The organism is Desulforhabdus amnigena, from assembly GCF_027925305.1.
GTDB classification, from domain to species: domain Bacteria; phylum Desulfobacterota; class Syntrophobacteria; order Syntrophobacterales; family Syntrophobacteraceae; genus Desulforhabdus; species Desulforhabdus amnigena.
The window spans coordinates 3,095,563-3,118,152 of sequence record NZ_BSDR01000001.1; the positions used below are offsets into that span (position 1 = coordinate 3,095,563).

At 51.7% G+C, this 22,590-nt stretch carries 22 protein-coding genes; 12 read left to right on the top strand and 10 right to left on the bottom strand.

Features of this window, described 5'->3' with window-relative positions:
* Positions 1–345 precede the first annotated feature (345 nt).
* Positions 346–1,260 carry a DUF1269 domain-containing protein gene (locus tag QMG16_RS13125; protein WP_281794844.1) on the bottom strand — a complete coding sequence of 305 codons (915 nt, stop codon included), beginning with the start codon at positions 1,258–1,260 and terminating at the stop codon, positions 346–348.
* A gap of 592 nt (positions 1,261–1,852) precedes the next feature.
* Here QMG16_RS13125 and acsA point away from each other — a divergent pair.
* The 6 genes from acsA to QMG16_RS13155 all read left to right on the top strand — a co-directional run bounded on the left by acsA (position 1,853) and on the right by QMG16_RS13155 (position 7,759).
* Complete coding sequence (gene acsA, locus QMG16_RS13130; RefSeq protein WP_281794845.1) at positions 1,853–3,610, top strand: acetate--CoA ligase; 1,758 nt, start codon at positions 1,853–1,855, stop codon at positions 3,608–3,610.
* Positions 3,610–4,617 carry a pyruvate dehydrogenase (acetyl-transferring) E1 component subunit alpha gene (pdhA, locus tag QMG16_RS13135; protein WP_281794847.1) on the top strand — a complete coding sequence of 336 codons (1,008 nt, stop codon included), beginning with the start codon at positions 3,610–3,612 and terminating at the stop codon, positions 4,615–4,617. The genes acsA and pdhA overlap by 1 nt, the downstream gene beginning before the upstream one ends.
* Entirely contained in the window at positions 4,614–5,618 is a 1,005-nt protein-coding gene (locus QMG16_RS13140; protein ID WP_281794848.1) for an alpha-ketoacid dehydrogenase subunit beta, read from the top strand. Before pdhA ends, QMG16_RS13140 begins: the two co-directional genes overlap by 4 nt.
* Positions 5,611–6,861 carry a dihydrolipoamide acetyltransferase family protein gene (locus QMG16_RS13145; RefSeq protein WP_281794849.1) on the top strand — a complete coding sequence of 417 codons (1,251 nt, stop codon included), beginning with the start codon at positions 5,611–5,613 and terminating at the stop codon, positions 6,859–6,861. Before QMG16_RS13140 ends, QMG16_RS13145 begins: the two co-directional genes overlap by 8 nt.
* Positions 6,858–7,106, top strand: coding sequence for an acyl carrier protein (locus QMG16_RS13150; protein WP_281794850.1), 249 nt, complete (start codon positions 6,858–6,860; stop codon positions 7,104–7,106). The genes QMG16_RS13145 and QMG16_RS13150 overlap by 4 nt, the downstream gene beginning before the upstream one ends.
* Positions 7,107–7,381: 275 nt before the next feature.
* Complete coding sequence (locus tag QMG16_RS13155; protein WP_281794851.1) at positions 7,382–7,759, top strand: carboxymuconolactone decarboxylase family protein; 378 nt, start codon at positions 7,382–7,384, stop codon at positions 7,757–7,759.
* 56 nt (positions 7,760–7,815) lie between these two features.
* Here QMG16_RS13155 and QMG16_RS13160 read toward each other — a convergent pair whose 3' ends face one another.
* Together QMG16_RS13160 and QMG16_RS13165 are read right to left on the bottom strand one after the other, a co-directional pair.
* On the bottom strand, positions 7,816–8,997 hold the full coding sequence (locus tag QMG16_RS13160; protein ID WP_281794853.1) for an aldehyde dehydrogenase family protein: 1,182 nt from the start codon (positions 8,995–8,997) through the stop codon (positions 7,816–7,818).
* 93 nt (positions 8,998–9,090) lie between these two features.
* Positions 9,091–10,314: an MFS transporter gene (locus QMG16_RS13165; protein WP_281794855.1), complete on the bottom strand. Its 1,224-nt coding sequence runs from the start codon at positions 10,312–10,314 to the stop codon at positions 9,091–9,093.
* Between the two features lie 361 nt (positions 10,315–10,675).
* Here QMG16_RS13165 and QMG16_RS13170 point away from each other — a divergent pair, with 361 nt between their 5' ends.
* The 3 genes from QMG16_RS13170 (at position 10,676) to QMG16_RS13180 (ending at position 13,123) form a co-directional block, all read left to right on the top strand.
* The gene (locus QMG16_RS13170; RefSeq protein ID WP_281794856.1) at positions 10,676–12,070 is read left to right on the top strand and encodes a sigma-54 interaction domain-containing protein; all 1,395 of its coding nucleotides are present in this window, start codon (positions 10,676–10,678) and stop codon (positions 12,068–12,070) included.
* Between the two features lie 185 nt (positions 12,071–12,255).
* Complete coding sequence (locus tag QMG16_RS13175) at positions 12,256–12,573, top strand: J domain-containing protein (RefSeq protein ID WP_281797087.1); 318 nt, start codon at positions 12,256–12,258, stop codon at positions 12,571–12,573.
* Between the two features lie 238 nt (positions 12,574–12,811).
* Complete coding sequence (locus tag QMG16_RS13180; RefSeq protein ID WP_281794858.1) at positions 12,812–13,123, top strand: DsrE family protein; 312 nt, start codon at positions 12,812–12,814, stop codon at positions 13,121–13,123.
* Between the two features lie 130 nt (positions 13,124–13,253).
* On the opposite strand, the gene QMG16_RS13185 is transcribed toward QMG16_RS13180, so the two are convergent.
* Positions 13,254–13,829, bottom strand: coding sequence for an acetate uptake transporter (locus QMG16_RS13185; RefSeq protein ID WP_281794860.1), 576 nt, complete (start codon positions 13,827–13,829; stop codon positions 13,254–13,256).
* Positions 13,830–14,395: 566 nt separating this feature from the next.
* Positions 14,396–15,520: an ISAs1 family transposase gene (locus QMG16_RS13190; RefSeq protein WP_281794807.1), complete on the bottom strand. Its 1,125-nt coding sequence runs from the start codon at positions 15,518–15,520 to the stop codon at positions 14,396–14,398.
* A gap of 202 nt (positions 15,521–15,722) precedes the next feature.
* Here QMG16_RS13190 and QMG16_RS13195 point away from each other — a divergent pair, with 202 nt between their 5' ends.
* A complete protein-coding gene (locus tag QMG16_RS13195) occupies positions 15,723–16,340 on the top strand; it encodes a metallophosphoesterase family protein (RefSeq protein ID WP_281794861.1) in 618 nt (205 codons plus the stop codon).
* A gap of 11 nt (positions 16,341–16,351) precedes the next feature.
* Here the strand turns inward: QMG16_RS13195 and QMG16_RS13200 are convergent, their stop codons facing one another.
* Positions 16,352–16,876: a hypothetical protein gene (locus QMG16_RS13200; RefSeq protein WP_281794862.1), complete on the bottom strand. Its 525-nt coding sequence runs from the start codon at positions 16,874–16,876 to the stop codon at positions 16,352–16,354.
* A gap of 285 nt (positions 16,877–17,161) precedes the next feature.
* Between QMG16_RS13200 and QMG16_RS13205 the strand changes: the two genes are divergently transcribed.
* Entirely contained in the window at positions 17,162–17,449 is a 288-nt protein-coding gene (locus QMG16_RS13205) for a hypothetical protein (RefSeq protein ID WP_281794863.1), read from the top strand.
* A gap of 164 nt (positions 17,450–17,613) precedes the next feature.
* On the opposite strand, the gene QMG16_RS13210 is transcribed toward QMG16_RS13205, so the two are convergent.
* The 3 genes from QMG16_RS13210 to QMG16_RS13220 form a co-directional block, all read right to left on the bottom strand.
* Positions 17,614–18,144, bottom strand: coding sequence for a type 1 glutamine amidotransferase domain-containing protein (locus QMG16_RS13210; RefSeq protein ID WP_281794865.1), 531 nt, complete (start codon positions 18,142–18,144; stop codon positions 17,614–17,616).
* 186 nt (positions 18,145–18,330) lie between these two features.
* Entirely contained in the window at positions 18,331–18,849 is a 519-nt protein-coding gene (gene tpx, locus QMG16_RS13215) for a thiol peroxidase (protein WP_281794866.1), read from the bottom strand.
* A 176-nt stretch (positions 18,850–19,025) separates the two neighbouring features.
* Positions 19,026–19,535 (bottom strand): ferritin family protein, encoded by a 510-nt coding sequence (locus QMG16_RS13220; protein ID WP_281794867.1) that lies wholly within the window; start codon positions 19,533–19,535, stop codon positions 19,026–19,028.
* Positions 19,536–19,995: 460 nt separating this feature from the next.
* On the opposite strand from QMG16_RS13220, the gene QMG16_RS13225 reads away from it, so the two are divergent.
* Complete coding sequence (locus tag QMG16_RS13225; RefSeq protein WP_281793340.1) at positions 19,996–21,297, top strand: IS4 family transposase; 1,302 nt, start codon at positions 19,996–19,998, stop codon at positions 21,295–21,297.
* A gap of 68 nt (positions 21,298–21,365) precedes the next feature.
* Here the strand turns inward: QMG16_RS13225 and QMG16_RS13230 are convergent, their stop codons facing one another.
* Positions 21,366–22,430: a methyltransferase domain-containing protein gene (locus QMG16_RS13230; protein WP_281794868.1), complete on the bottom strand. Its 1,065-nt coding sequence runs from the start codon at positions 22,428–22,430 to the stop codon at positions 21,366–21,368.
* Positions 22,431–22,590: the final 160 nt, after the last annotated feature.

The following is a 22,590-nucleotide window of genomic DNA, read 5'->3' on the forward strand; positions in this document are numbered from 1 at the left end:
TCCCGGGGAAAAGAGCTGGTGGATTGATTTGATGCAGCAAATTGCATCGGTCCTCTTGACGACGATCAAAATACTATTATGCCCCATAAAGCCATAACTCTCCCGAGGCCAAAAGGATGCTTTAAGTCAGTACGATCTATAAGGAACAAATGACGATTGTATTTATTTTCTTGTGATTATACTAAATATTTAAGCTTTGTGAGTCAATAAGCTATCATTCGCCATACGTGAAGATGTCAATCCATAACCTATGGTTTTCTGGATTCCCGCCCAAAACATGTGGGGATGACGAAAGGCAGCCCGCAACGTCATTCCCTCGAAGGCTGGAATCCAGACCTTGAGCCTTCACTGTTTCTTCTCGATGCCTTCCGCCGTTCCATCGAGATATGCCTGTATGAGAGCCTCCCTTTCCCTGCTCACCGAGTTCATCAGCACCTTGCCTCCGAAGCCGAAGCACTCCTCTGCCACCCGCTCCGGGTCGGCCCTTCTCACCAGAGTGAACAGGGCAGAGCTTCCGGGCTTGAATTCTTCAGAAAGATCTTTCATGAACTGGTCGTCGACTCCCACATCCGTTAGAGAAGCGGACACCGCCCCTGTGACTGCACCCAAAACAGCCCCGATCAAAGGGCTGAGAAGGATGCTGCCAACGATGAGCCCCGTGATACTCCCCGCAAATCCTCCCTTCCTTGCCGGCCTGTGCATCTGATGGTACCTGACCCTACCGTCAGCTTCCTTGACAACAACTACAGCATCCTCCAGATCGATGAATCCGCTGCGCTGGAGCTTCAGGAGCTTGAGACGCGCTTCCTCGGCTTTCAGTTCGTCATCGAAAACGATGACGGTAAGGTTGCTCGTATATTTCTCCCTGAGCCTCGCCCTGAAAAGTTCCGGTCCGACCCACTCCTCAAAGCTTGCTGCAAGCCTGTTTGTCGCACCGAAAGAATCCACCGCGAGGATGCTTCCGTCTCGCGTGTTCAGCATGAGGTATTCGTCGATTTCTTCATAGGCCTTATTGACGATGATGGTCTTGACGCCGACATAGCCGATCACCACGTTCTCCATTGAGAATTTGGGTATCGATGAGCGAAAAGCGAGAGTGGTCCCAATCACGAAATCAGGGGAACCCAATCCGCCAAGCCAGCTCTTTTTGTGGATGGGATCTTCCGACAGCCTTTTTCCATAGTTTTCCATGAAGCCGGCATACTCTTCAGGAAGCCTGACCCCCAACCTCTTTGAAGCATAGTCCGCAAAATGTCCCATTTCAATAATCCTTTCCATTGGCTGGACTCGGTTTCATGGTGAGTGAGAGCCGGAATCGCTCCAGCATCACCATCCCTGAGAGAGTTGAGGCACTCCCACCTATCTTCCATCTCCATGTCTCGACTTCAAGGAAATATTTGTTTGTCGGAGCGGTACGCGGACACCGGCATCAAAGCAGCCACTTCACTGTTGAGGATTTCTTTTTCAAAAAACCTGAAGAAGAATGCTATCGTATCGAGGATTTGAAAATTTTTTATAACAATAGCCCATTCACGGGTTGTATTTCAACCGAGTTTTCATCATAACGACTCCAAAAATTTTTCAGTTTTCCTCAGTGAACACGATGCCCTGGGGTAATCGCCCATAGATTCTTGACAAGTTTTCTCCGAGATTTTAGTTTTTATTCAGCTTGTTCTATCCATAAGTTACAGTAAAAGAAGCAAAAGCAGGTATAAAAACAATATGAGAGGCACTCGATTATCTGTATGACGAGATGCTTCCGTGGACAAGCCGATTATTCCACGATCCCGCAGGAACGACGAACGAGAACCACCCAACATTTCTTTCCAACAGCCTTGTGCGAGGTGCAAACTTGCTTTGGACGCCCATTCAAAAGCAGCCTGAATCATGGACCGTACTTCCGAACCTCCTGGATTATTCCAGCACCATGGCTCATTTCTCATGGGAGGATATCCGCCGTGAATTGGAAGGCCTTCCCGGAGGCAAAGGGCTCAATATCGCTCACGAAGCGGTCGACCGCCATGCCGATGGGCCGCTCCGCGACCACGTGGCTCTGCGATGGCTCGGGAGCGAAGGCGCGACCCGTGACTTCACCTATGGTGAACTGAAAGGGCAGAGCAACCGCTTTGCCAATGTTCTCAGAGGGCTGGGAATAGGAAAGGGAGACACGGTCTCCGTTTTGGCAGACCGCATTCCAGAGCTGTACATCGCCGCTCTGGGGACTCTCAAAAACACGAGCGTCTTCTGCCCCCTCTTCTCCGCCTTCGGTCCGGAGCCCATCTATCAGCGGCTGAGCAAAGGAGACGCAAAAGTCCTGGTGACTTCACAGCGTCGATACAGCCAGAAGGTGAGCCACCTGATGGACACTCTGCCCAAGCTGCAGCACGTGCTCCTGGTGGATGCGGAAGACCATTTGGGGAAAGGCCTACTGTCGCTTCCCCGGCTCTTGGCGGAGTCATCCGAGGTATTTTCCATCCCACCGACCGATCCCGAGGACAGTGCGTTTCTGCATTTTACGAGCGGCACTACGGGGATGCCCAAGGGTGCGATCCATGTACACAATGCCGTCCTCACCCATTACGTGACCGGCAAATATGTCATGGATTTTCACCCGGGAGACATCTTCTGGTGCACGGCCGACCCGGGATGGATCACAGGCACTTCCTATGGGATTGTTGCGCCCCTGCTCCACGGGATCACCAACATCATTGATGAAGCGGATTTCGACGCAATGCGATGGTGTCACATCCTGGAGTCCGAGAAGGTAAGCATCTGGTACACGGCGCCCACGGCCATCCGCAGATTCATGCGGCTGAGCCTTGAACCGAGCCGGCATTACGATCTCCGTCACCTGCGCGTCATTCACAGCGTCGGCGAACCGCTCAACCCCGAGGCGGTCGTCTGGGGCCAGAAGGCCATGGGGCTCCCCATCCATGACAACTGGTGGCAGACCGAAACGGGCGGCATCATGATCGCCAACTTCCCCGCCATGGAAATCCGGCCCGGTTCCATGGGACGCCCCATTCCCGGCGTCGAGGCCGCCATCGTCCGGCGCATCGACAAGGATACCGTGGAAGTGATCGAAGAGCCTGAAATACAGGGAGACCTTGCACTCCGGCCGGGCTGGCCTTCCATGTTCCGGGGGTATCTGCACGACGAGGAGCGCTACAGGAAGTGCTTCGTCGGCGGATGGTATCTGACGGGAGACCTGGCGAAGCGCGACGCAGACGGCTACTTTTGGTTCGTCGGTCGCGCCGACGACATCATCAAGACATCCGGCCACATGGTGGGTCCCTTCGAAGTGGAGAGCACCCTCATGGAGCACCCCGCTGTAGCTGAAGCGGGAGTCATAGGAAAACCGGACCCTCTCATTGGAGAAATAGTAAAAGCGTTCGTCGCCCTCAAGCCAGGAATAAATCCAAGTGAGGAGCTTCGCCTGGAGCTCATCGGTTTTGCCCGCAAGAAGCTGGGTTCGGCGGTGGCGCCCAAGGAGATCGATTTTCAGCCCAACCTTCCCAAAAACAAGGCCGGCAAGATCATGCGGCGGCTGCTCAAGGCCCGCGAACTGGGTCTGCCCGAAGGCGATCTGTCTACCCTGGAGAACAACTAATGAAAACGAAAACCACCAAAAAAACAAAGGCCGCAGTTGTGGACCGTGACCATGCATTGCACCTGCTGCGCTCTATGATTCGCATCCGGCGCCTGGAGGAGAAGTGCGCCGAACTCTACAGCGCCATGAAGATACGGGGTTTTTTACACCTTTATGACGGTGAGGAGGCAGTGGCCGTCGGGGTCCTGGAAGCACTGACTCTGGACGATGCCGTTGTGGCCACCTACCGGGAGCACGGCCATGCGCTGATAAGAGGCCTTTCGGCGGGCTGTATTCTGGCGGAGATGTACGGAAAACAGGAAGGCTGCAGCCGCGGTCGAGGCGGTTCCATGCATCTTTTCGACGCCAAGACTCGGCTTTACGGAGGCAATGCCATCGTTGGCGGCGGTCTTCCCATCGCCGTCGGGCTGGCACTGGCGGACAAGATGCAGAAAAGGCCGCACGTCACGTGCTGCTTTTTCGGAGACGGAGCCGTCGCCGAAGGGGAATTCCATGAAAGCATGAACCTGGCCTCCCTGTGGAAACTGCCGGTCCTTTTTATCTGCGAAAACAACCTTTACGCCATGGGGACAGCGCTGAAATACACACAGGCCGTCAGGGATCTCGCCCGCAAGGCTGCAAGCTATGACGTGGCTTCCGCCGCTGTAGACGGGATGGATGTTCTGGCGGTCGAGGCGGCTGCAAAAAAAGCGGTGGAGGCCGTTCGCTCCGGCGAGGGACCTCATTTCCTGGAATGTCTCACCTATCGTTTTCGGGCTCATTCCATGTTCGACCCGGAGCTCTATCGGTCCAAAGCGGAGGTTGAAGAGTGGAAAAAGCGCTGCCCCATCGAGACGTTCATTCAGAGGCTCAAAAGTGAAGGGCTCATGAGCGATGCGGACCTGGAGGAAATCGAGCGCGACATCGCTCGGGAAATCAACGAAGCAGTCGCCTTCGCCGAGGCTTGCACCTGGGAGCCCCTCGAAGACCTGACCCGCTTCGTCTATTCGGAACGGAGGATACCATGAGCAACGGCGTTGAGAGCATGCAGAAGCTCACTTACCGGGAGGCTGTGCGCGAAGCCATCCGGGAGGCCATGCGAAAAGACGAGAGGGTTTTCCTCATGGGGGAGGATGTCGGCCGATACGGGGGGTGCTTCGCCGTGAGCAAGGGGTTGCTCGAGGAGTTCGGTCCGGAGAGGATCATCGATACCCCTCTTTCGGAATCCGGGTTCACGGGAGCGGGCATCGGCGCCGCCCTCGGCGGGATGCGGCCCATCGTGGAGATCATGACGGTCAACTTCAGCCTTCTGGCTGCCGATCAGATTGTCAACAACGCCGCCGTTTATCTCCACATGTCCGGAGGGCTCTTCAATGTGCCCATCGTCATCCGGATGGCGACGGGAGGCGGCCGGCAGGTGGCGGCTCAGCACTCCCGCAGCCTTGAAGGCTGGTATGCCCACATCCCCGGAATAAAAGTGCTGAGTCCCGCAACGGTCGAGGACGCACGGGGCATGCTCTGGACCGCCCTGGAAGATCCGGACCCGGTGCTCATCTTCGAGAACAGCGGACTTTACAACATGGAAGGCATGCTTCCCGCCGATGCCGGTCCAGTCGATATCGACAAGGCCCGTATCCGAAGAGAGGGCAAAGACATCACCATCATCAGCTACTCGGCAAGTCTCATCAAGTCCCTGGATGCTGCGGAAATCCTCTCGAAGGAAGGGATTGAAGCGGAGGTGATCGACCTGCGAACGCTGCGCCCCCTCGATGAAAAGACCTTCCTGGATTCGGTGGCCAGGACGCATCGTGCACTCATCGTGGATGAGGGATGGCGCACCGGGAGCATCTCCGCAGAGATCAGCGCACGAATCATGGAGGGCGCCTTTTACGAACTTGATGCTCCCGTGGAGCGCCTTTGTACCGTAGAAGTGCCCTTGCCGTATGCCAAGCACCTCGAGGACGCGGCCCTGCCTCAGGTGGACAAGATCGTAGACATCGTCAGGAAAATGGTGGAGACCAATGGCTGAATTTCGCATGCCCAGCCTGGGCTCGGATATGAAGGAGGGGACACTTCTCGAGTGGCGAGTGAAGCCCGGAGACCGTGTCAAACGAAGGGATATCATTGCCGTCGTGGAGACGGATAAGGCCGCCATCGAGGTCGAAGTGTTCGAGGACGGCGTCGTTGAGGAACTTCTCGTCCAGCCGGGCCAGAAGGTTCCGGTAGGGACTGTTATGGCCATCATTCGAACGGAAGCGGCCCCGCTCGTTGCCGCACCGGAGAAAGCCCCTATCGAGGGTGCTCCCCATGTGCCGTCCGGACTCGAAGGAGTGCTTCCGGTGAAGGAGGCCATACCCTTTCAACCGGCTCCAGCGGCCGGAGCAGAACGTATCAAAGCTTCCCCCTATGCACGCAAGCTGGCAGCCGAACGCTCCATCGACCTGAGCCTTCTGCGGGGAACAGGCCCCGAAGGTGCCATAAGTGCGGCGGATGTCGAGAGAGCTACGGTGTCAGTGAAGGCGGAGATTCCGAGAGGAGCCCCTCCAGCGCCAAGAGAAGAGGCCCCACCCGCTCCACCCACCGCGGAAAAGCCTGCTGCCAGGGATTATCAGACCACCATGCGCCGGGCCATCGCGGCGGCCATGGCCCGCTCCAACCGGGAAATTCCCCACTATTACCTCCAAACACGCATCGATATGAGCCGGACCTTGCATTGGCTGGAATCGGAAAATCTGAAGCGCTCCATCAAGGAACGGATATTGCCCGTTGTTCCCCTCATCAAAGCCGTCACGCTGGCCCTGGGGGATGTGCCGGAACTCAACGGCTACTGGCTGGATGATCGCCATCAACCTCAGGAGGCGATCCATGTCGGTTTTGCCATTTCCTTGAGACAGGGCGGCCTGATCACACCCGCCATTCTCAATGCGGATTTGAAGAACCTGGACGAACTCATGGAAGCGCTGCGAGACCTCATCACGCGAACTCGATCAGGACGGTTGCGCAGTTCGGAGGTTACGGACGCCACCATAAGCATTACCAGCCTGGGAGATCTCGGAGTTGAGACGGTCTACGGGGTTATATACCCGCCCCAGGTGGCTCTGATCGGTTTTGGAAAAATCATGGAGCAACCCTGGGCAGAAAACGGGATGCTCGGGGTCCGGCCTGTTTTGACGGCCACACTCGCAGCAGACCACCGTGCAACGGACGGCCTTCGCGGCGCCCAGTTCCTCGATGCCCTCAACCGTTACCTTCAGGAACCCTCAAAACTATGAACGAAGAACAAATCAAACAGGCCATATTCAGGATTCTCAGGCAGATCGCTCCCGAGTCCGACCCGAGCACTCTGGGACCGGATGAAAACATACGGAGAACGCTCGATATCGACTCCTTCGATGCCCTGAATTTCTTCATCCGCCTCCATGAGGAGTTCGGAGTGAGCGTTCCCGAATCGGACTATGGAAAGCTCAATACCCTGTCTGAGATCCTCCATTACCTCTCCTCCCGTGTGAAGGAGTGAGTCGCTCTTGAAATCCCCATTTACCACGGAGATCCCAAAGGAATTCCATAAGAATTCCAAAATTTCTCCGTGCCCTCCGTGTCTCCGTGGTAAATAACGGGATATTGGAATCCGCCAACCCCCTAAATTGATCTACAATGTCGATTCAAAATCGTGAAAACTTCCCGAAAGCATGGACGCCTCCAACCGTCGCGTTGAATGCAATGAAACGCGACATGAAGACCGGATGAAGCCGGAAGATCTTTCTCGGGCCGCGGCCCCAAAGGAGATGCAAGATGCGTGACGACTACCCCCGGTATTATGAACGTTTGCAAAAGTTATCCGCCAAACTGGCAAAAGAACTGCGCGGCCCCATGTCGGCATTTGTCCAACTCAATGGCGCGGCAACGGCGGAGGGCGCTCTCAGCACCAAAATCAAACAACTCATCGCGCTGGGAATCGGCATCACCGTCCGGTGTGATGGATGCATCGCCTATCACGTGCACGACGCCATCCGGGCTGGAGCCACGAAACAGGAGATCCTGGAGACCATCGGCATCGCCATTCTCATGGGCGGAGGGCCTGCTGTGGTTTATGGATGCGAGGCGCTGGAAGCGCTGGACCAGTTTGAATCCAGCGGGCTGCTTTCTTCCAACCCGGAAAAGGCCGGCTGAGGCCATAAAAAACTTAGAGAAATATCTGAAAGCCTTGATTTATCGTACTCCTGTGGTCATTCATACCTGACCAACTCTTTACTGTAGACGAATGCTCCGTCACGGTTGACCCATCGGTCGCGCGTTCGCTCCAGGATCCAACCACTCTCTTTTTTCCCTCCGAATGGAAGACGCAGCGGTCTAAAGAAAAAATCCGGATTGGCATCCACCATGCCAAAATTGGAATCGAAAAGAGTGGATGCCCCTTCGGGAGGCGTTCCGAAATACGCAAGGTAAAAACCATAGCGGGTTTCGGTGACTTCCTGAACCGCCTGTTCCGGATTGTCAAAGGACTTCAGAGCCAGAAAAGGACCGAAGAGTTCAAGATCCGGAATATCTTGCATCTCAAGCACGAGTGGGTAGATCCACTCCCCATCGATTCCACCGGTGAGCAGGCGGGAGTCTTTGCATTGTGCCAGTGCATTCTCGACAATCAGTCTTGTTCTTTCAACGAGGATAGGACCTATGTCCGTATCGGAATCGAGGGGGGACCCCACCTTGAGCTTTTCAACATGCTTCAGGATCTTGCTTCGGACGCTATCGTAAATGCTGCTGTGAATGAGAGCTTTCTTGAGTGTGGTGCAGTACTGGCCGCCGTTCATAAATGCACGCCTGGCAATGAAACGGCTGGCCGCTTCCGGATCCGCATCCGGGAAAACAAGGGCGGCAGGCATTCCGCCGGGGCCGGCAAAAAAGAGTTTATCGAAAGCCTGGTGGTGGCGTCGGTAGGCCTGACCCACGGCAGATGATCCGGAAATGAAAAGGAGCCGCACAGATTCATCGTCAACACAATTTTGACCAAATATGCGGTTATCCTGGCCGACTACAGGTTCAAAGCAGTCGAAAGGTCGAGAAATTTCAGCCACAAGCCGTGCCGATTCGGGATTCCATGAAGAGAAACTGAACCGGAATCGGTTGCCCGTCAGCATGCATCCGCCTCCCGTTCGAGCCAACACGATCACTGAAGCATCGTATGGAAAGATGGCTGCAATTGTCCCGAAAGGATGTCCTTTGCAAACGCATTCCATTTCCTCCTGAAGGGTCTTCAGATATTGAACCGCAAGGTCCACTTCAGTGGAAGTGACCTTCACGGGAAAACCGGCATCCCGCGCACCCGCCTCCATGAGGTCCAATCTCCTTCGCTCAATTTCTTCGGCCAATCTATTGATCTCTTCAAGGCGAGCCTCAAAACCTTTCATTGTTCATTTTCTCCCTTCCTGAACGAAAATGCACTCCCTGATTCAAGAGAGCACTCAATGTTCAAACGGTGCGGCACCTCGATTCAAATGCTCTCACCGCCCGATTTTCGCCAATATTGTTTTGCACGCATACGAGTTACTGAACACTATGTGAAAGAGTCCAGCGGTTACAAGATTAATCATCCCCACGATAAGAAAACCATTTGCAAATCCGATCTCCCGGATCACCGCTCCCATCACAAGAGAGCTCAGCATCATGCCAATATAAATAGCGCTGTTGTAGCCCCCCATGGCCAGACCTCGCGCATCCGGGCTCACCACCTCGGAGATGAGTGCCCCGAGAGCCGTGAAAGCCAGCCCCATGCTCATGCCAACGCCTGCGGCAAAGACCATGAAAGTGATGAGGTTATAGGCCATTCCGAGTCCGCCAACCGAGAGGGCAAAGCTGATGAGACCTGCAACGACCAGGTTGCTCCGCCTGCCGACTCTGTCGCTCAGCCGCCCGAAGGGGATACGCGAAAGCGCATTGGCAACCCCCTGAACGGCAAAGATGAAGCCGATTTGCCCGATGTGTACTCCTTGGTCCTGGGCGTACAGGGGCACAAATGTAATGAACATCCCAAGCCCCAGGCACCCGCCCAGAGTGGCGAGCCAGCAGGCCAGAAGAGGTATATTTTTCAAAAGGTCTCTTGCCACATCCCGGGTGGGACGTCTGGAAGGTCTTTGGATCAGGACATGTCGGGCCCGGGGCATGAAGAAAAAGACCATCACAAAGAGAGCGAAGATAATGATGCCGGAGGCCATGAAGACCGGTTGAAACCCCAGCCGGGCAGCCATTAAGCCGCCTGCGGCGGGGCCAAGGCTCATGCCTCCGTATATGGCAAGAGTATACCAGCCATAGGAGCGGCCAAGGTGTGTTGCCGGCGAAAAATCTGCTACAAATGACATCATCGTGGGTGCAAATGAGGCGAGGCCCACTCCGAACAGGAGATAGATTCCCATCATCTGGACTGCGGATGTGCTGAAGCAAAGCAGAAAAGAGGAAAGTGAGAGGATCATCAAGCCGCACAGGATGAGTAGCTTTCGGCCCAGGCGGTCGGACAGGATCCCAAGAGGCAAGGACAGAACGCTTGCAGTCAACATAAAAGATGAATTGATCATTCCAACTTGGAGCGTATCGGCCCCAAGGGCTCGGGCAAAAAGCGGCACCACTGGAAACCGCATATAAGAACCCATGTAGCAAGTGAATGTAAATGTACAGCACATCAGGAGCAGGAGTTCGTAAGAGGGAACCCTGATTTTTCTTGGGGAATCCATGGCGAGTATTCCTTTCACGCTTTGGTTTGGGATCAGGCCCAGGAGAGATGCCCTCACGCTCTGTTCCGGCGGCATTCTCCATCTAGAAAATCATTCCGCTGACCGCACGCCGAACTTTCTTTGGAAGAGGCAAAGCGAGGATGCGGTGTGCCCGCGACAATTTACAAAGTATGTGCCATTTAGATTATATTTGTAAAATAAATAAGTTAAATAATATAAATCCTATTTCTTGCGGCATATTGTCGAAAAATTGCTACAGAAAGAAGCCCTTCGTCTTGTAGCAATTTTCTACATGTAGTATCTTTCATACACAGGCGGAAAGATGCCTTGCCTGTGAAATGAAAGAAAGAAGGGAACAACCATGGAAAAAGGTTCACACAGCAGCGGCGGGATCTCGCCCGAACTGCTTCAGGCCGTGTTGGACAACCCGTATGAAGGGATGGTGATTATTGATGAAAATGGCTTCATCCGCCACTTCAGCAAGGCCAATGAAACCATCTACGGAATAGCCGCTCATGATGCCATTGGACGCCATATCCTGGAGGTGATCCCCAACAGCCGGCTGCATATCGTAGTGCGCACCGGCCGGCCCGATATCGGCGAGCCCTTCAACGTCCGCGGAAAACAGGTCATCGTCAGTCGATATCCCCTCAAACAGGGCCAGAAAATAATCGGAGCGGTGGGGAAGGCCCTCTTTCACAACCAGAAAGCCCTGGCAGCTCTCAGAGAAAAAATCAGGGAACTTGAGAGCACCGTCAAGAAATTCCGGCAGGGAATCAAAGATCTCTATCCGGCAAGGTACACCTTCGATGATATCATCGGGAGGGGAGTCCGCACGAGCAGGGCAAAAGAAGTGGCACGACAACTGGGCCGGGCGGAAAGCCCTGTCCTGCTCATCGGTGAGAGCGGCACAGGAAAGGAGCTCTACGCCCATGCTATCCATCAGGCAAGCCCCCGCAGGAACCATCCGTTTGTTCGGGTCAATTGTGCATCTATCCCAACCGAACTCTTCGAAGCCGAACTTTTCGGCTATGAAGCCGGCGCCTTCACAGGAGCCGCCCGGTCGGGAAAACCAGGCAAGTTTGAGCTTGCCGAAAAGGGCACCATTTTTTTGGATGAAATCGGGGAACTCCCTCTTGGACTGCAGGCCAAGCTCCTGCGCGTCCTTCAGGAAAAGGAAGTTGAACGGCTGGGGTCAAGGATGCCGACTGTGGTGGATTTCCGAGTCATTGCAGCCACAAACAAGGACTTGGAACAGCGCATGAAAGAGGGCTATTTCAGGGCCGACCTCTTCTATCGGCTCAACGTCAATTCGCTGCGCCTCCCTCCTTTAAGAGATATGAGGGAAGATATCCCACTCCTGGTGCAGCATTTCCTTTACAAGGTTCAGGACAATACGGCTTCCTTCATATCGGAGATTGACCCTGAAGTGATGGAAATCCTCACCGCCTATGATTGGCCGGGAAACATTCGGGAGCTTGAAAATGTCATCGAAAGGGCGCTCAACCTGTGCACCGGAAACCGCCTGACCATCGAGCACCTGCCCGAAAGCCTTCTCAAGCACAAATCACTGGATAGAGATGAAACGGACCGCCTCCCCGCTCTTTATCGTACGGCAAAGGATGCCGAAAGAGAGCAAACGGCTGAGGCGTTGAGGCTGGCAAATGGAAACAAGAGTGAGGCCGCGCGGCTTCTCAATATCCATCGGACCACTCTCTACTACCGGTTGAGGAAGCATCACATGGCGGATGCTTGAACCCCGCGTTCCCCAAGGCCTGCATGAACGCTCCCGCACTCCACACACTAAGAGCCTATCCGAAAACCTGCCTCGGCAGCGGACACCCCCCTTGGTTCCCCCATCGAGGGGGGAATTGAAGGGGGGTGTCGCAAAGTCCACAGAGGGGTTCCGGATAGGTTCTAAGGAAAGCGATTCGTTTGAAGATGAACAGATATCAAGAAATCACGGCGGCAAGAAAACTTTTGGAGATCCCGGAAACAGCAACCATGGCGTCGATTAAATCGAGCTACAAGAGGCTGCTGACCAAATGGCATCCGGATAAATGCGGCGAAGACCGGGAAAAATGCAACGAAATGACCCGCAAGATCGTTTCGGCTTATCAAACGATCTTGGAATACTGCCGGCAATATCAATATTCCTTCTCCGAAGAGGCGGTAAAAAGGCATCTCTCGCCTGAACAGTGGTGGTTGGAACACTTCGGCGACGATCCTCTGTGGGGAAATGACATGAAGCGCAAATAACGGTTCACCCGGTAGAATCGCGATGATGCGGTTTCCGGTTTTGTATCCCCGGGCTCCACTCCAAGCAACGATTGATTTCAGAAAATGCAAAAGATTAGATTATTTAGCATTCTATCCTCTACTCTGCGGCAGAGGTCCTTACCACATTATTGAACGGTTTCATTTCTCCTTGAAAGGGGGCGATGCGCTTTGTGGAAGGAAATCCTTTTGTCTCAAAAACTATAAGGGGAAAATACAAATGAAAATCTTGTTTGTCATTACCACCGATGATGGCGAAACCATTTATAATGCAATGCGGCTCGCAAATGTGGGCGTGAAGAAGGGGGACGAAGTCAGCGTGTTCATGCTCGGAAAGGGCGTCCTTTTTGAACAGGCAGGGAACGAGCAATTCAATGTCATGGAGCAAATCAACCAGTTCGAGGGCGATTTTTATGTCTGAGGGGTCTGCATGAAATCCCACGGTTTGGTGGGATCAAGCACGTGCCCGATTGGTTGGATGGACGATTTATATGAAATCGCCATGGAAGCCGACAAGATTTTCACTTTTTGAAAAAGGTTCGTCCGATTTTGAAGGGCGATGTTTTTTGAGTAGGCACCCGGTGCACCTCCAAAAAAAAGAAACCCCGAAGGAATTGCCCCTCCGGGGTTTTTCAAGATCACTTTTATGATTTCAATAAAGATTATTTAATCCAGGGTGCGCCTACGGGAAGAACGGGCCTGCCAAAAAGACCGTTCAGTATGACTGCGGCCATCATGTACCAGGCAAGCAATGCACAGACAACCAGGTCCCAAGCCACTGCTTTCAGGATGCCTTTCATATCTGCGAGAAAAACGAGGTCAAGACCGACAAAGCCGATGACCAGAGTAGTGAAAGTCCATGCCATGGCTCCATGGATTTTCATGGCTCCGACCCACAAAATGAGGGTGTACAAGGTGTAACCAACGAGGAAGAAGCCGATATCATTGGCTGTTATGCCCAAATGCTTACCGATATTCAGATCGGCAAGGAGCCAGATGAGTGCAAGTGCGATCCAGAATGCACCATAGGATACGAAGGCGCTGTAACCAAAATTATTGCCGCATTTGAATTCCTGGAAGCCTGCGATCAGCTGCGCGCCACCGCCGAATGCCAACGCTGTACAGAAAATAATGCCGGTGCCACACCATCCAAGGTTATGAAACTGGAGAAGCAACGTGGTCATACCGAAACCTGCCAAACCGACTACTGCTGGATTCCCTTGTCCTGGAGCTGACATAGATAAATTCCCTCTTTTCTTCAGTTAAGATTGAATTAAAATAATCAAAACATACTCCAATCAACACATAATAATCCCTTTACCAGCCTTACCCCTTTTCCACCTCCTTCCTTAAAGAGATAAACCATATATCCTCAAGACAGCAAGATATAAGAGCAAGCAATAGGGAATAAGCAACCAGAGTACAGAATCAAGAACACACAACACGAACAGAAGAGGTTCAGCAGGGAATATGAACAATAAATAGCCGATAAAATTTATAAATAAACAGAAGAAAATAAGCAACAAAAGAATCGGTAAGCCTTGCACAGCGAGGAATAAAGAACTATAGCAAAAAGAAGAAGCATTACTTACCAATGGACCTCCTCAGATAGCAGATTTGAGAAGATACGTCAAGAGTGGACTTAACATCTTTTTCAAATTTATGACAAACATCAGAAAATACCTATTAACTTAGTGGCTTTTTTATAATTGCACCCCTGTTTGTTCTAATGCAGAAAGGTTGATTTCTGGAAAATATTTTAAAAAGGAACACACCTCCCCGAACCAGGGCAATCGCATGACTTTTATTTTCCGAGCAAGACCTTAGCCAGATAGCGGTTATCCCAGCCCGCTTTGAGGCGTTTGTTTTTCACCCCGACTTTAGCTGTCTTTTCTTCACGGAGGAGATTCAAAGCAATATGGCGCAAGAGGGCAAGGTTTTCTGGAGCATGATCTTTCCTGACCCTCGACTCGTCTTCTCGAAACGCTACGTCGAGAACCCAGTGGCAGGAGTTCTCGATTCCCCAGTGAGAGCGCACGGCATTGGCAAAGAGCTTGGCGTTGTTTTCGATGCTCGCGATGTAGTATCTGCACTCGATTGTGGTTTTCTCATTTCGGGTCACCTCGGAGAGGACGGCTCCAATGGTTTGAAGCCCTTTCCATTCCTCAGGATTGGGGAGCTGATTCAGAAGGGAAGTTGTGAAATAGGAGCGAACCTCATGGCGACCGTGACCGCTCTCCTCCGTCTGGAGGAAATCAAAGTCCGGGCCATCCAGGTCCTCTTGCTTGGCCTCGGAGAAGGTCTTTTCCACCGCATCGAGCAGAGTGCCCTGGTTTCCTTTCAGCCCCAGCACGTAATCGCCTCCCTGCTCGACGATCTGTCCGGCGATCTTCTTCTGGCAACCCATGGCATCGATGGTCACGATGCACCCATGGACATCGAGGACCTTGAGAAGCTCCGGGATGGCAGTGATCTCATTGGATTTCTTCTCCGTTTTTACCTGCCCCAACACCAGTCGGTTCCTATTGGCCCAGGCACTGACCATGTGGATGGCCGCAGTGTTGGACTTGGAGTCGTGGGAGCGGCGCAGCGTCTTTCCGTCAATGGGTACAATCTCTCCCTCACAGATCTGGACAACCGATTGGATCCAGCTTACGAAACATTCTTGGAATTTCTCGGGGCGGATCAGGGAAAACACCCGGCCAAAAGTATCATGAGAGGGAATCCCATTGGGGAGATCAAGGAAAGTGCGCAGCCATTTGAACTTGGCTTTTCCAAAATCAGAGATCCCCATCCAGTCGTCGGCCCCGCAGATAGTACCGCAGATGGCGATAACGAGGATGTCGATCAGCTTGTGGCGAATCTTTTTAGTGTGTTTCCTTGGGTCTTCCAGCTCGGAGAAATGTTCCATGATAGTCCCTGCTCTCATCGTTCCTCTCAAATCTTTTCTGATTAATGTCAAGGACTATCTCTATACAACAACGAAGCGGAGAATGCAGCTATTAATTTGATTTCACAACGAAAGTCATGCGATTGCCCTGCTCCCCGAACCCATCTCAATCACTTATAATAATTTTAAAAACAATATCGCTTTCTGATCTCAAGGTCTCCATCAGAGGATTTTATAAGGTATGAGAAGGACACTCGCCATCGGCGACATTCATGGAATGATAGAAAAGCTGGAGGAACTTCTGGAAAAGATTCGAATCACCAAAGATGACACGATCATTTTGCTCGGGGATTACATTGACAGAGGTGCGCGCTCCAGGAGCGTGATAGAAAAAATCATGGAACTTCAAGCGTCGGGATATGATCTCGTCCCGTTGAAAGGAAATCATGAAGAAATGCTGCTCAAGGCCCTGGCTCACAGAAATTCTTTCGAGGAAGCCTTCTGGCTGGAAAACGGCGGCCGCGCTACTTTGGCAAGTTATGGCATGGGGATCCCCAAAAAACATATCGATTTCATCAAGAACTTACCCCTTTACCACGAAACGGCCTCTCACTTTTTCGTTCACGCCGGTGTCCTGCCGGGATTCCCTCCCAGCGAATCCGATGAAGAAGTCATGTTGTGGATTCGAGGAGAATTCGTTCACTCGTCTTATGACTGGGGCAAAAAAATCGTTTTCGGCCATACCCCCTTCGCGGCTCCCGCTCTCAGCCATAACAAAATCGGAATCGATACGGGCTGTGTCTACGGAGGCAAGCTGACTTGCCTCATCCTCCCGGAAGAGACTTTTATTTCCGTCTGAACCCCGTCCGATCACAGATCGGGGTAGACCCTCTTTTCAGGCTTGACATTCAACAGGCGCTCGACCTCTCCCTCCATGCCCTTTTTCACTATCCAGCCGATAAAATGGCCTCCGCTGAGCACTTCGTCGTTTTCCGTGCTGTCCACTTCGACCATATGGGAAGCAATCTTTTTCCAGCTTGCCTTGTCTATGCGTGCACTGAGAGTATATCCATCGATTGTCAGCCGGTTTCCTTGAGAATAGACTTTCACCAGATGAATGTTTTCCAGATTGTCTTTTCCCCGAAGATCCTCTCTGGCAAAGAGCATCTTTTGCCAGTCCTCTTTAGGGACTTCCAATATGCCGCCAAAGATGATGATTCCCTCCTTGAACCCTTCGCCACTTTTTCTCACTCCCCAACCATTGCAGAGATACCGTTTTTCCTCCGCCTCACCGGCTTGTCTGAAGTGAGCATAGATCTGAGGAACACCATATTTGTCCCGTTCCACGGTCAGCCGAACAGGTATACCGGACTTTGTTTGAACAGAGAGATGCATGAATGCCTCCAGGAATATGGTTGAATTCGTTGATCGATCTTTAGCTGACAAAACTTTACAATAGTAACAGATTCCGTTTAGAGATATTTTTACAAAGTATGCTTCCAATGCCTGGAAGCTGAACGTTGGACTTTTTCAAACCGTCTTTCATATGCAAGCGCGGATGCCCGGAAACATTCTTGAGCCCTTTCCATCCCCAAGACATTCAGGGCTTCCAAGGAAATCAATCGTTTGCCAAGGGCCCGGATCGATTTACGCTATCAACCATTGGGAAAGGAGATAAAGGTGGCCGAACAGGAAAAAACAGCAGCGGTGCGCGAATATTTGCAAGCGGAATTTTCAGGTTTTTCAATAGAAGACCAACACGACCCCAAACGGCAAATGCATGTTTTCAAGGTCGGCAGTCAAGACAGGCTGCATAATGTTCTCATTGCGGACGATTTTCTGAACAAACACGACACCTGGGAAATACCGGATTTATTGAGAAAATTCCTTCTGGCGGAACATATGAGGGAGATGAGCTCAACTCCCCTCATCGTCACCAATAACGGTCTCGAGCTTGAATACGAATAGATAATAAAAATTCTGACATACTCCCTCCCCAGCTTCAGCTTTGGCGGTTATAATGATTGAGCCATGAGGTCGATTCACCTCTATAGGCAAATTTCTCTTGAAAAGAGCCAGGTTCACCCTTTTATTCCTGGCTCTTTTTTTGTACCGCACGAAAGTCATAGAAGTTAAGCCGACCTGGATGCCAGTTCGATGATCGCCCGGCAAAACAGGGGCAGATCATCCGGACGGCGGCTGGAAATCATATTTCTGTCCACCACTACGGGTGCATCCGTCCACAGTGCACCGGCATTGACGAGATCATCTTTTATGCCTGGAGTGGACGTGCACTTATAACCCTTCATGATACCCGCAGAAATAGGAATCCAGCCCGCATGGCAGATGTGAGCCACCACTTTACCCGCTTGATGCATCTCCCGGGTCAGTTCGAGCACTTTCCGATTCCGCCTCAGCCGGTCGGGAGCAAAGCCGCCGCAAATGACGAGAATGTCGAAATCGTCGGATTTCAAGCCATCCAGATGAGCGTCCGCTTTGCACGGATAGCCGTGCTTTCCCATATAGGTTTTGGTTTTATCCGGTGCCGCCACCACCACTTCGGCCCCCTCCTCCATGAGGCGCAGCCTTGGATACCAAAGCTCCAGATCTTCATACATGTCTTCAACAAACATCAGGACCCTTTTTCCCGTTAACCTCGCCATAGATTCCCTCCGCGGCCGGTTTCCGGCTCCAAACGACGACCGGGAATCGCATCGACGATTCCCGGCCATTTATTTGCCTCTCACTCCCAACAGGACTCGCTCAAATCATTCATCGGAACGAGCCCCCCTTCGGAGATAAAAGATTTGAACCTCTCCACTCAGAAAACTAAAAAGTGCGTACACCCGCTAAACGAGGCATCCGGCGACAGCCTTCAAGGTTGCCTCATAATCTGGCTCATGAGTGAGTTCTTTGACCAGTTCAGCGTATTGAATAACGCCCTTCTTATCCACCACGTATACCGCCCTGGCCAATAAACGCAGCTCCTTGATCAGAACGCCGAAAGCCTGACCGAAAGCCGCGTCACGATGGTCGCTCAGCGTTATGACGTTTTCCACTCCCGCAGCTCCACACCACCTCTTCTGAGCAAAGGGAAGATCCATACTGATGGTCAACACCACCACATCTTTGCCCAGTTTGCCCGCTTCATCGTTAAAATGGCGCGTTTCTATATCGCAAACGGGCGTATCGAGAGAAGGAACGGATGAAATGACCACAACCTTTCCCAAATAAGAAGAAAGTTTGACAGGGGACAAACCCGTATCCAACGCCTCGAATTCCGGAGCTTTATCTCCCACCTTTACTTCGTTGCCGGTCAATGTAAGAGGGGACCCCTGCATCGTTACGGCACCTGCTCGATCTGCCATTTTTCCTCCTTTTCGGGTAGATGATTCGCGCTTCATGAAATATTTGAATTTTACTTTTCAACTGCATCATACATCAGCCATTCAAGCCGGTTGACAAGTCACGCAACGAAAATAGGCATGGGCTCACAGAGTGTCAATGCGCCCTTTTCATTTGTAGTCCAAACAAGGTTTGCTCTTCAGCCTCCCCAAGGCATACGGGAATAGACTTCCGATATTTTGTCCCGATATTCCCGGAAGAATTTTTCATGGCCTTTTTCCCATTTGGAAAGCATCGAGAGAGCCTCCCTCGCCTCTCCCTCCGTCTGGGCAGCCATTTTTTCATAAAACTCGCTCAGGTCCTTCTCAATGAGCCACGCCGTGTTGAAAACCGTAACGTCAGGCACCATGGAACCTTCCACACACTGCTGAAGGAACTCGGACCGAGCCCGTTCATCGAAGTAGTTGGTAGGTTCCAGGACTTCCGGTTTGAGCTCCGAAGCATTGAATGGTTGCTGGTTTTTCAGATTTTCCAGGATCTTCGAAATGAAAAGAATATGCTTCTCCTCTTCCTCGATCAAACGCTTGAAGGCGTTCACCGCCGCACCGTACCCCATGCGCTGCAGGGAATATTCAAAGAAACCCTTCCCTGTCTTTTCCTGGTTGAGAGCATATTCGAAAATTTTGATCAAATCCTCATTGGTCGCCATAATCTTCCCCTTCTGTCCGTGGTTCCACTCAATGCAAACACCCCACCGGCCTAAGAGCCTATCCGAAAACCTACCTCGGCAGCGGACACTCCCCTTTAATTCCCCCCTCGAGGGGGGACCAAGGGGGTGTCGCAAAGTCCACAAGTGGTTTCTGGATAGGTCCTAAATACAAGGGAGACAAAAATCAATGGTTCCAGCAGCAGCTTTCCCTTAGCTTTTTAAAATAAGCCCATGACCACGAAATGCCAACACTTTGGTTTGAAGACTCCGCCGCCCCTCCGCATTTAGAGCCTATCCAAAAACCTACCTCGGCAGCGGACACCCCCCTTTAATTCCCCCCTTGAGGGGATTGGCGTCAGGTTAAGAATGTTTTCCTTCCATTCTGAAGACTTACATTTAAATGTGTCCATCAGTTAAATGAGGTCTTCAGAAGGAGGAAAAACAAATGAAGGACAGCCAATTGATTCCTGTTGAAAACATGGACATTAAACTCGATGACGCAACTCTTTTGCTCAAAGCCAAAGAAACTGGCTTCATGAAGCGCATCAGAAAGTTTAATCCATTCGATTTCATAAAGGCTCTCTGCCTTATGACTCTCTACAGCACAGTCAGTCTTGAAGTATTTGCCACAATTCTGGGGTTTGTTGCAGGCTCTTGCATCTCAAAGCAATCCCTCTGGGAGAGGATAACCCCCAAATGTGTTGCTTTTGTGCGCTCAGTGCTCATGTCACTCATGTTTAGAGCATCCAGCCTGGAACCTCTCACAGCCAAAGGGGCATTCAGTCGTTTCAAGAGGGTTCTCCTCCAGGACAGCACTACCATTAACCTGCCCGAGAGTCTGGTTCGTTTCTTCCCCGGCTCAGGTAATCAGACGGGAAAGGTGCAAGCAATCATGAAAATTCAAGTCATCCATGATTTGCTCTCGCAGACTTGCCTTCATTTTGGGTTAAGTGGTTTTAGAAGAAACGATCAGAAAGCCTCTGCCGATATTCTTAACTTTGCCAGGCCAGGGGATCTTGTCATCCGAGATCTTGGCTATTTCGTTCTCAACATATTTAGATTATTTACCCGTCAAGGAATCTACTTCCTTACTCCCTATCAGCATAATGTTAATTATTATACAGAAGATGGAGAAAGACTCGATCTCCTTAAACTTCTCAAAAAACATCCTATTGTGGATACCATGATTGTAGCAGGAGCTACGGAGAGACTGCCGGTTAGACTCGTAGCCTCCCCTGTGCCTGCAAACATTGCCCAGATAAGGCGAAGAAAGCTCCTCAAGAAGGACAGAAGGTCCAATCCTACGAAAGAGCAACTCGAACTCCTTGGATGGGATATATTCCTCAGCAATGTTGGGGAGGATATCTGGGATAGCCTGACTGCATGCAGAATCTATGGCATCCGTTGGAGAATAGAGATTCTCTTTAAAGCATGGAAGAGTCACTTCCACCTCAACTCTTTGCCCCAGAAGGGGAGCAAGAGCTATATCGAGCTTCTTGTCTACTCAAGGCTTGTCTTCATCACTCTCTTTCAGTCTTTCTTTGCAGAATTCAGCGCATATGCTTATGCCACTGAGGGCAAACATCTCAGTCTTTTGAAATTTGCTCAGTTTATCCAAGAACATATCTGGGCTCTTATCCTTTTATTCCACTCATCTCAGATGCCAAATCTTTTCCTTGAACAGCTACTCAGGCATTGTGCCTATGAATCACGTCATGAAAGGAAAAACTACCATGAAAAACTCTCTAATTTCTTAACCTGACGCCAATCCCCTTGAGGGGGGACCAAGGGGGGTGTCGCAAAGTCCACAGGTGGTTTCTGGATAGGTTCTTATTCCTCATCCTCGACAATACCTTCCTTGAGTGCATGAAGGGTCGGAACGGGCAGCGGCATGCAGCAGTTCCGGGCGGGATCGTACATCACTCGATAGGAATATCCCCGATTGCCCTGCCTGCTCATGGATTCCCAGCCACGCAGGAGATACCCGCATTCGTCGTTGAAACAGATATAAGCGAATTCTATATCCCAGGTGCTGAAGGGGGAAACGGGGACCCTCCATTTTTTCATTTTTTCTCCGCAATAGGGACAGAGCAAAGTGTGCTTTACATTTTGCATCCGCTGCTTCAGTTCCTCGTCGGACCATTCGTGTTCCGAATAAACACGCACTTCGGGCCGCGGCTTCTTGTGGGCGGGAGCTCCTTTCTTGTCGGCATAAACGGCATAAACGGGATCGCTCGGGATTCCAAGATGCGCATACTTGTCATCTTTGGGACGGGGCCTGCCTTTTGAAACGAAGGTACGAGGTTTTTCAAATCCTTCCGTCAGGTTGAAAAACTGTTCCACCATCACCACCCTCTCCTGTTCACTCGATTCCTGCCAGACCCGGGTGGCCTTTTGCGGAAACATGCGGTTTGAAAAGATCACGAGGAACAACCCTCCCGGCTTCAAAATGCGTTTCACTTCGCTGAAAACTTCAAAAGGCCGGGTCATATAATCTACAGATACGGTATTGATGACGGCATCGAAGGTATTGTCGGGAAAAGGCAGGGCGGTCTCCTCGTTGAGATCATGAATGACAAAATCCGAAAGAGCTTTGTTTTGGGTAAGTTCGTTCCGGTTCAGGCCGAGCCCGACCACCCTGGAAGGGCTGAGAGTGTTCGGGATATGCGAATCCCAGCCGGCCATCAGATCCAGTATCACCGGCTTTTCCTCGTTGATCAGTTCCCCCACCAGTTTTTCCACGGTCGAAAGGGCCAACCGGTCGAGATGCTGCACAAACCGGTCCCGGGCATAAAACGATTTGTCATCGGTCTCGTCCATTCGGGAAAAAGCCCCTGGAGCAAAAAGGTCGTATGGCGAGGAATGGGTTGCATGTTTCTCTGCAATTGCGCTCATGGGAATCCTCCTTGAAATAAAAAAAGCCGGGTTACATTGAATGTAAACCCGGCTCGTCGCCCCATCTACTGGGCAGGTTTAACGAAATTTATTTTTATCCAACTTTTAGGAGAGAAGTTAATCTCACGGGAGGATTTGTCAACAGAGTGCAATGAGAGGA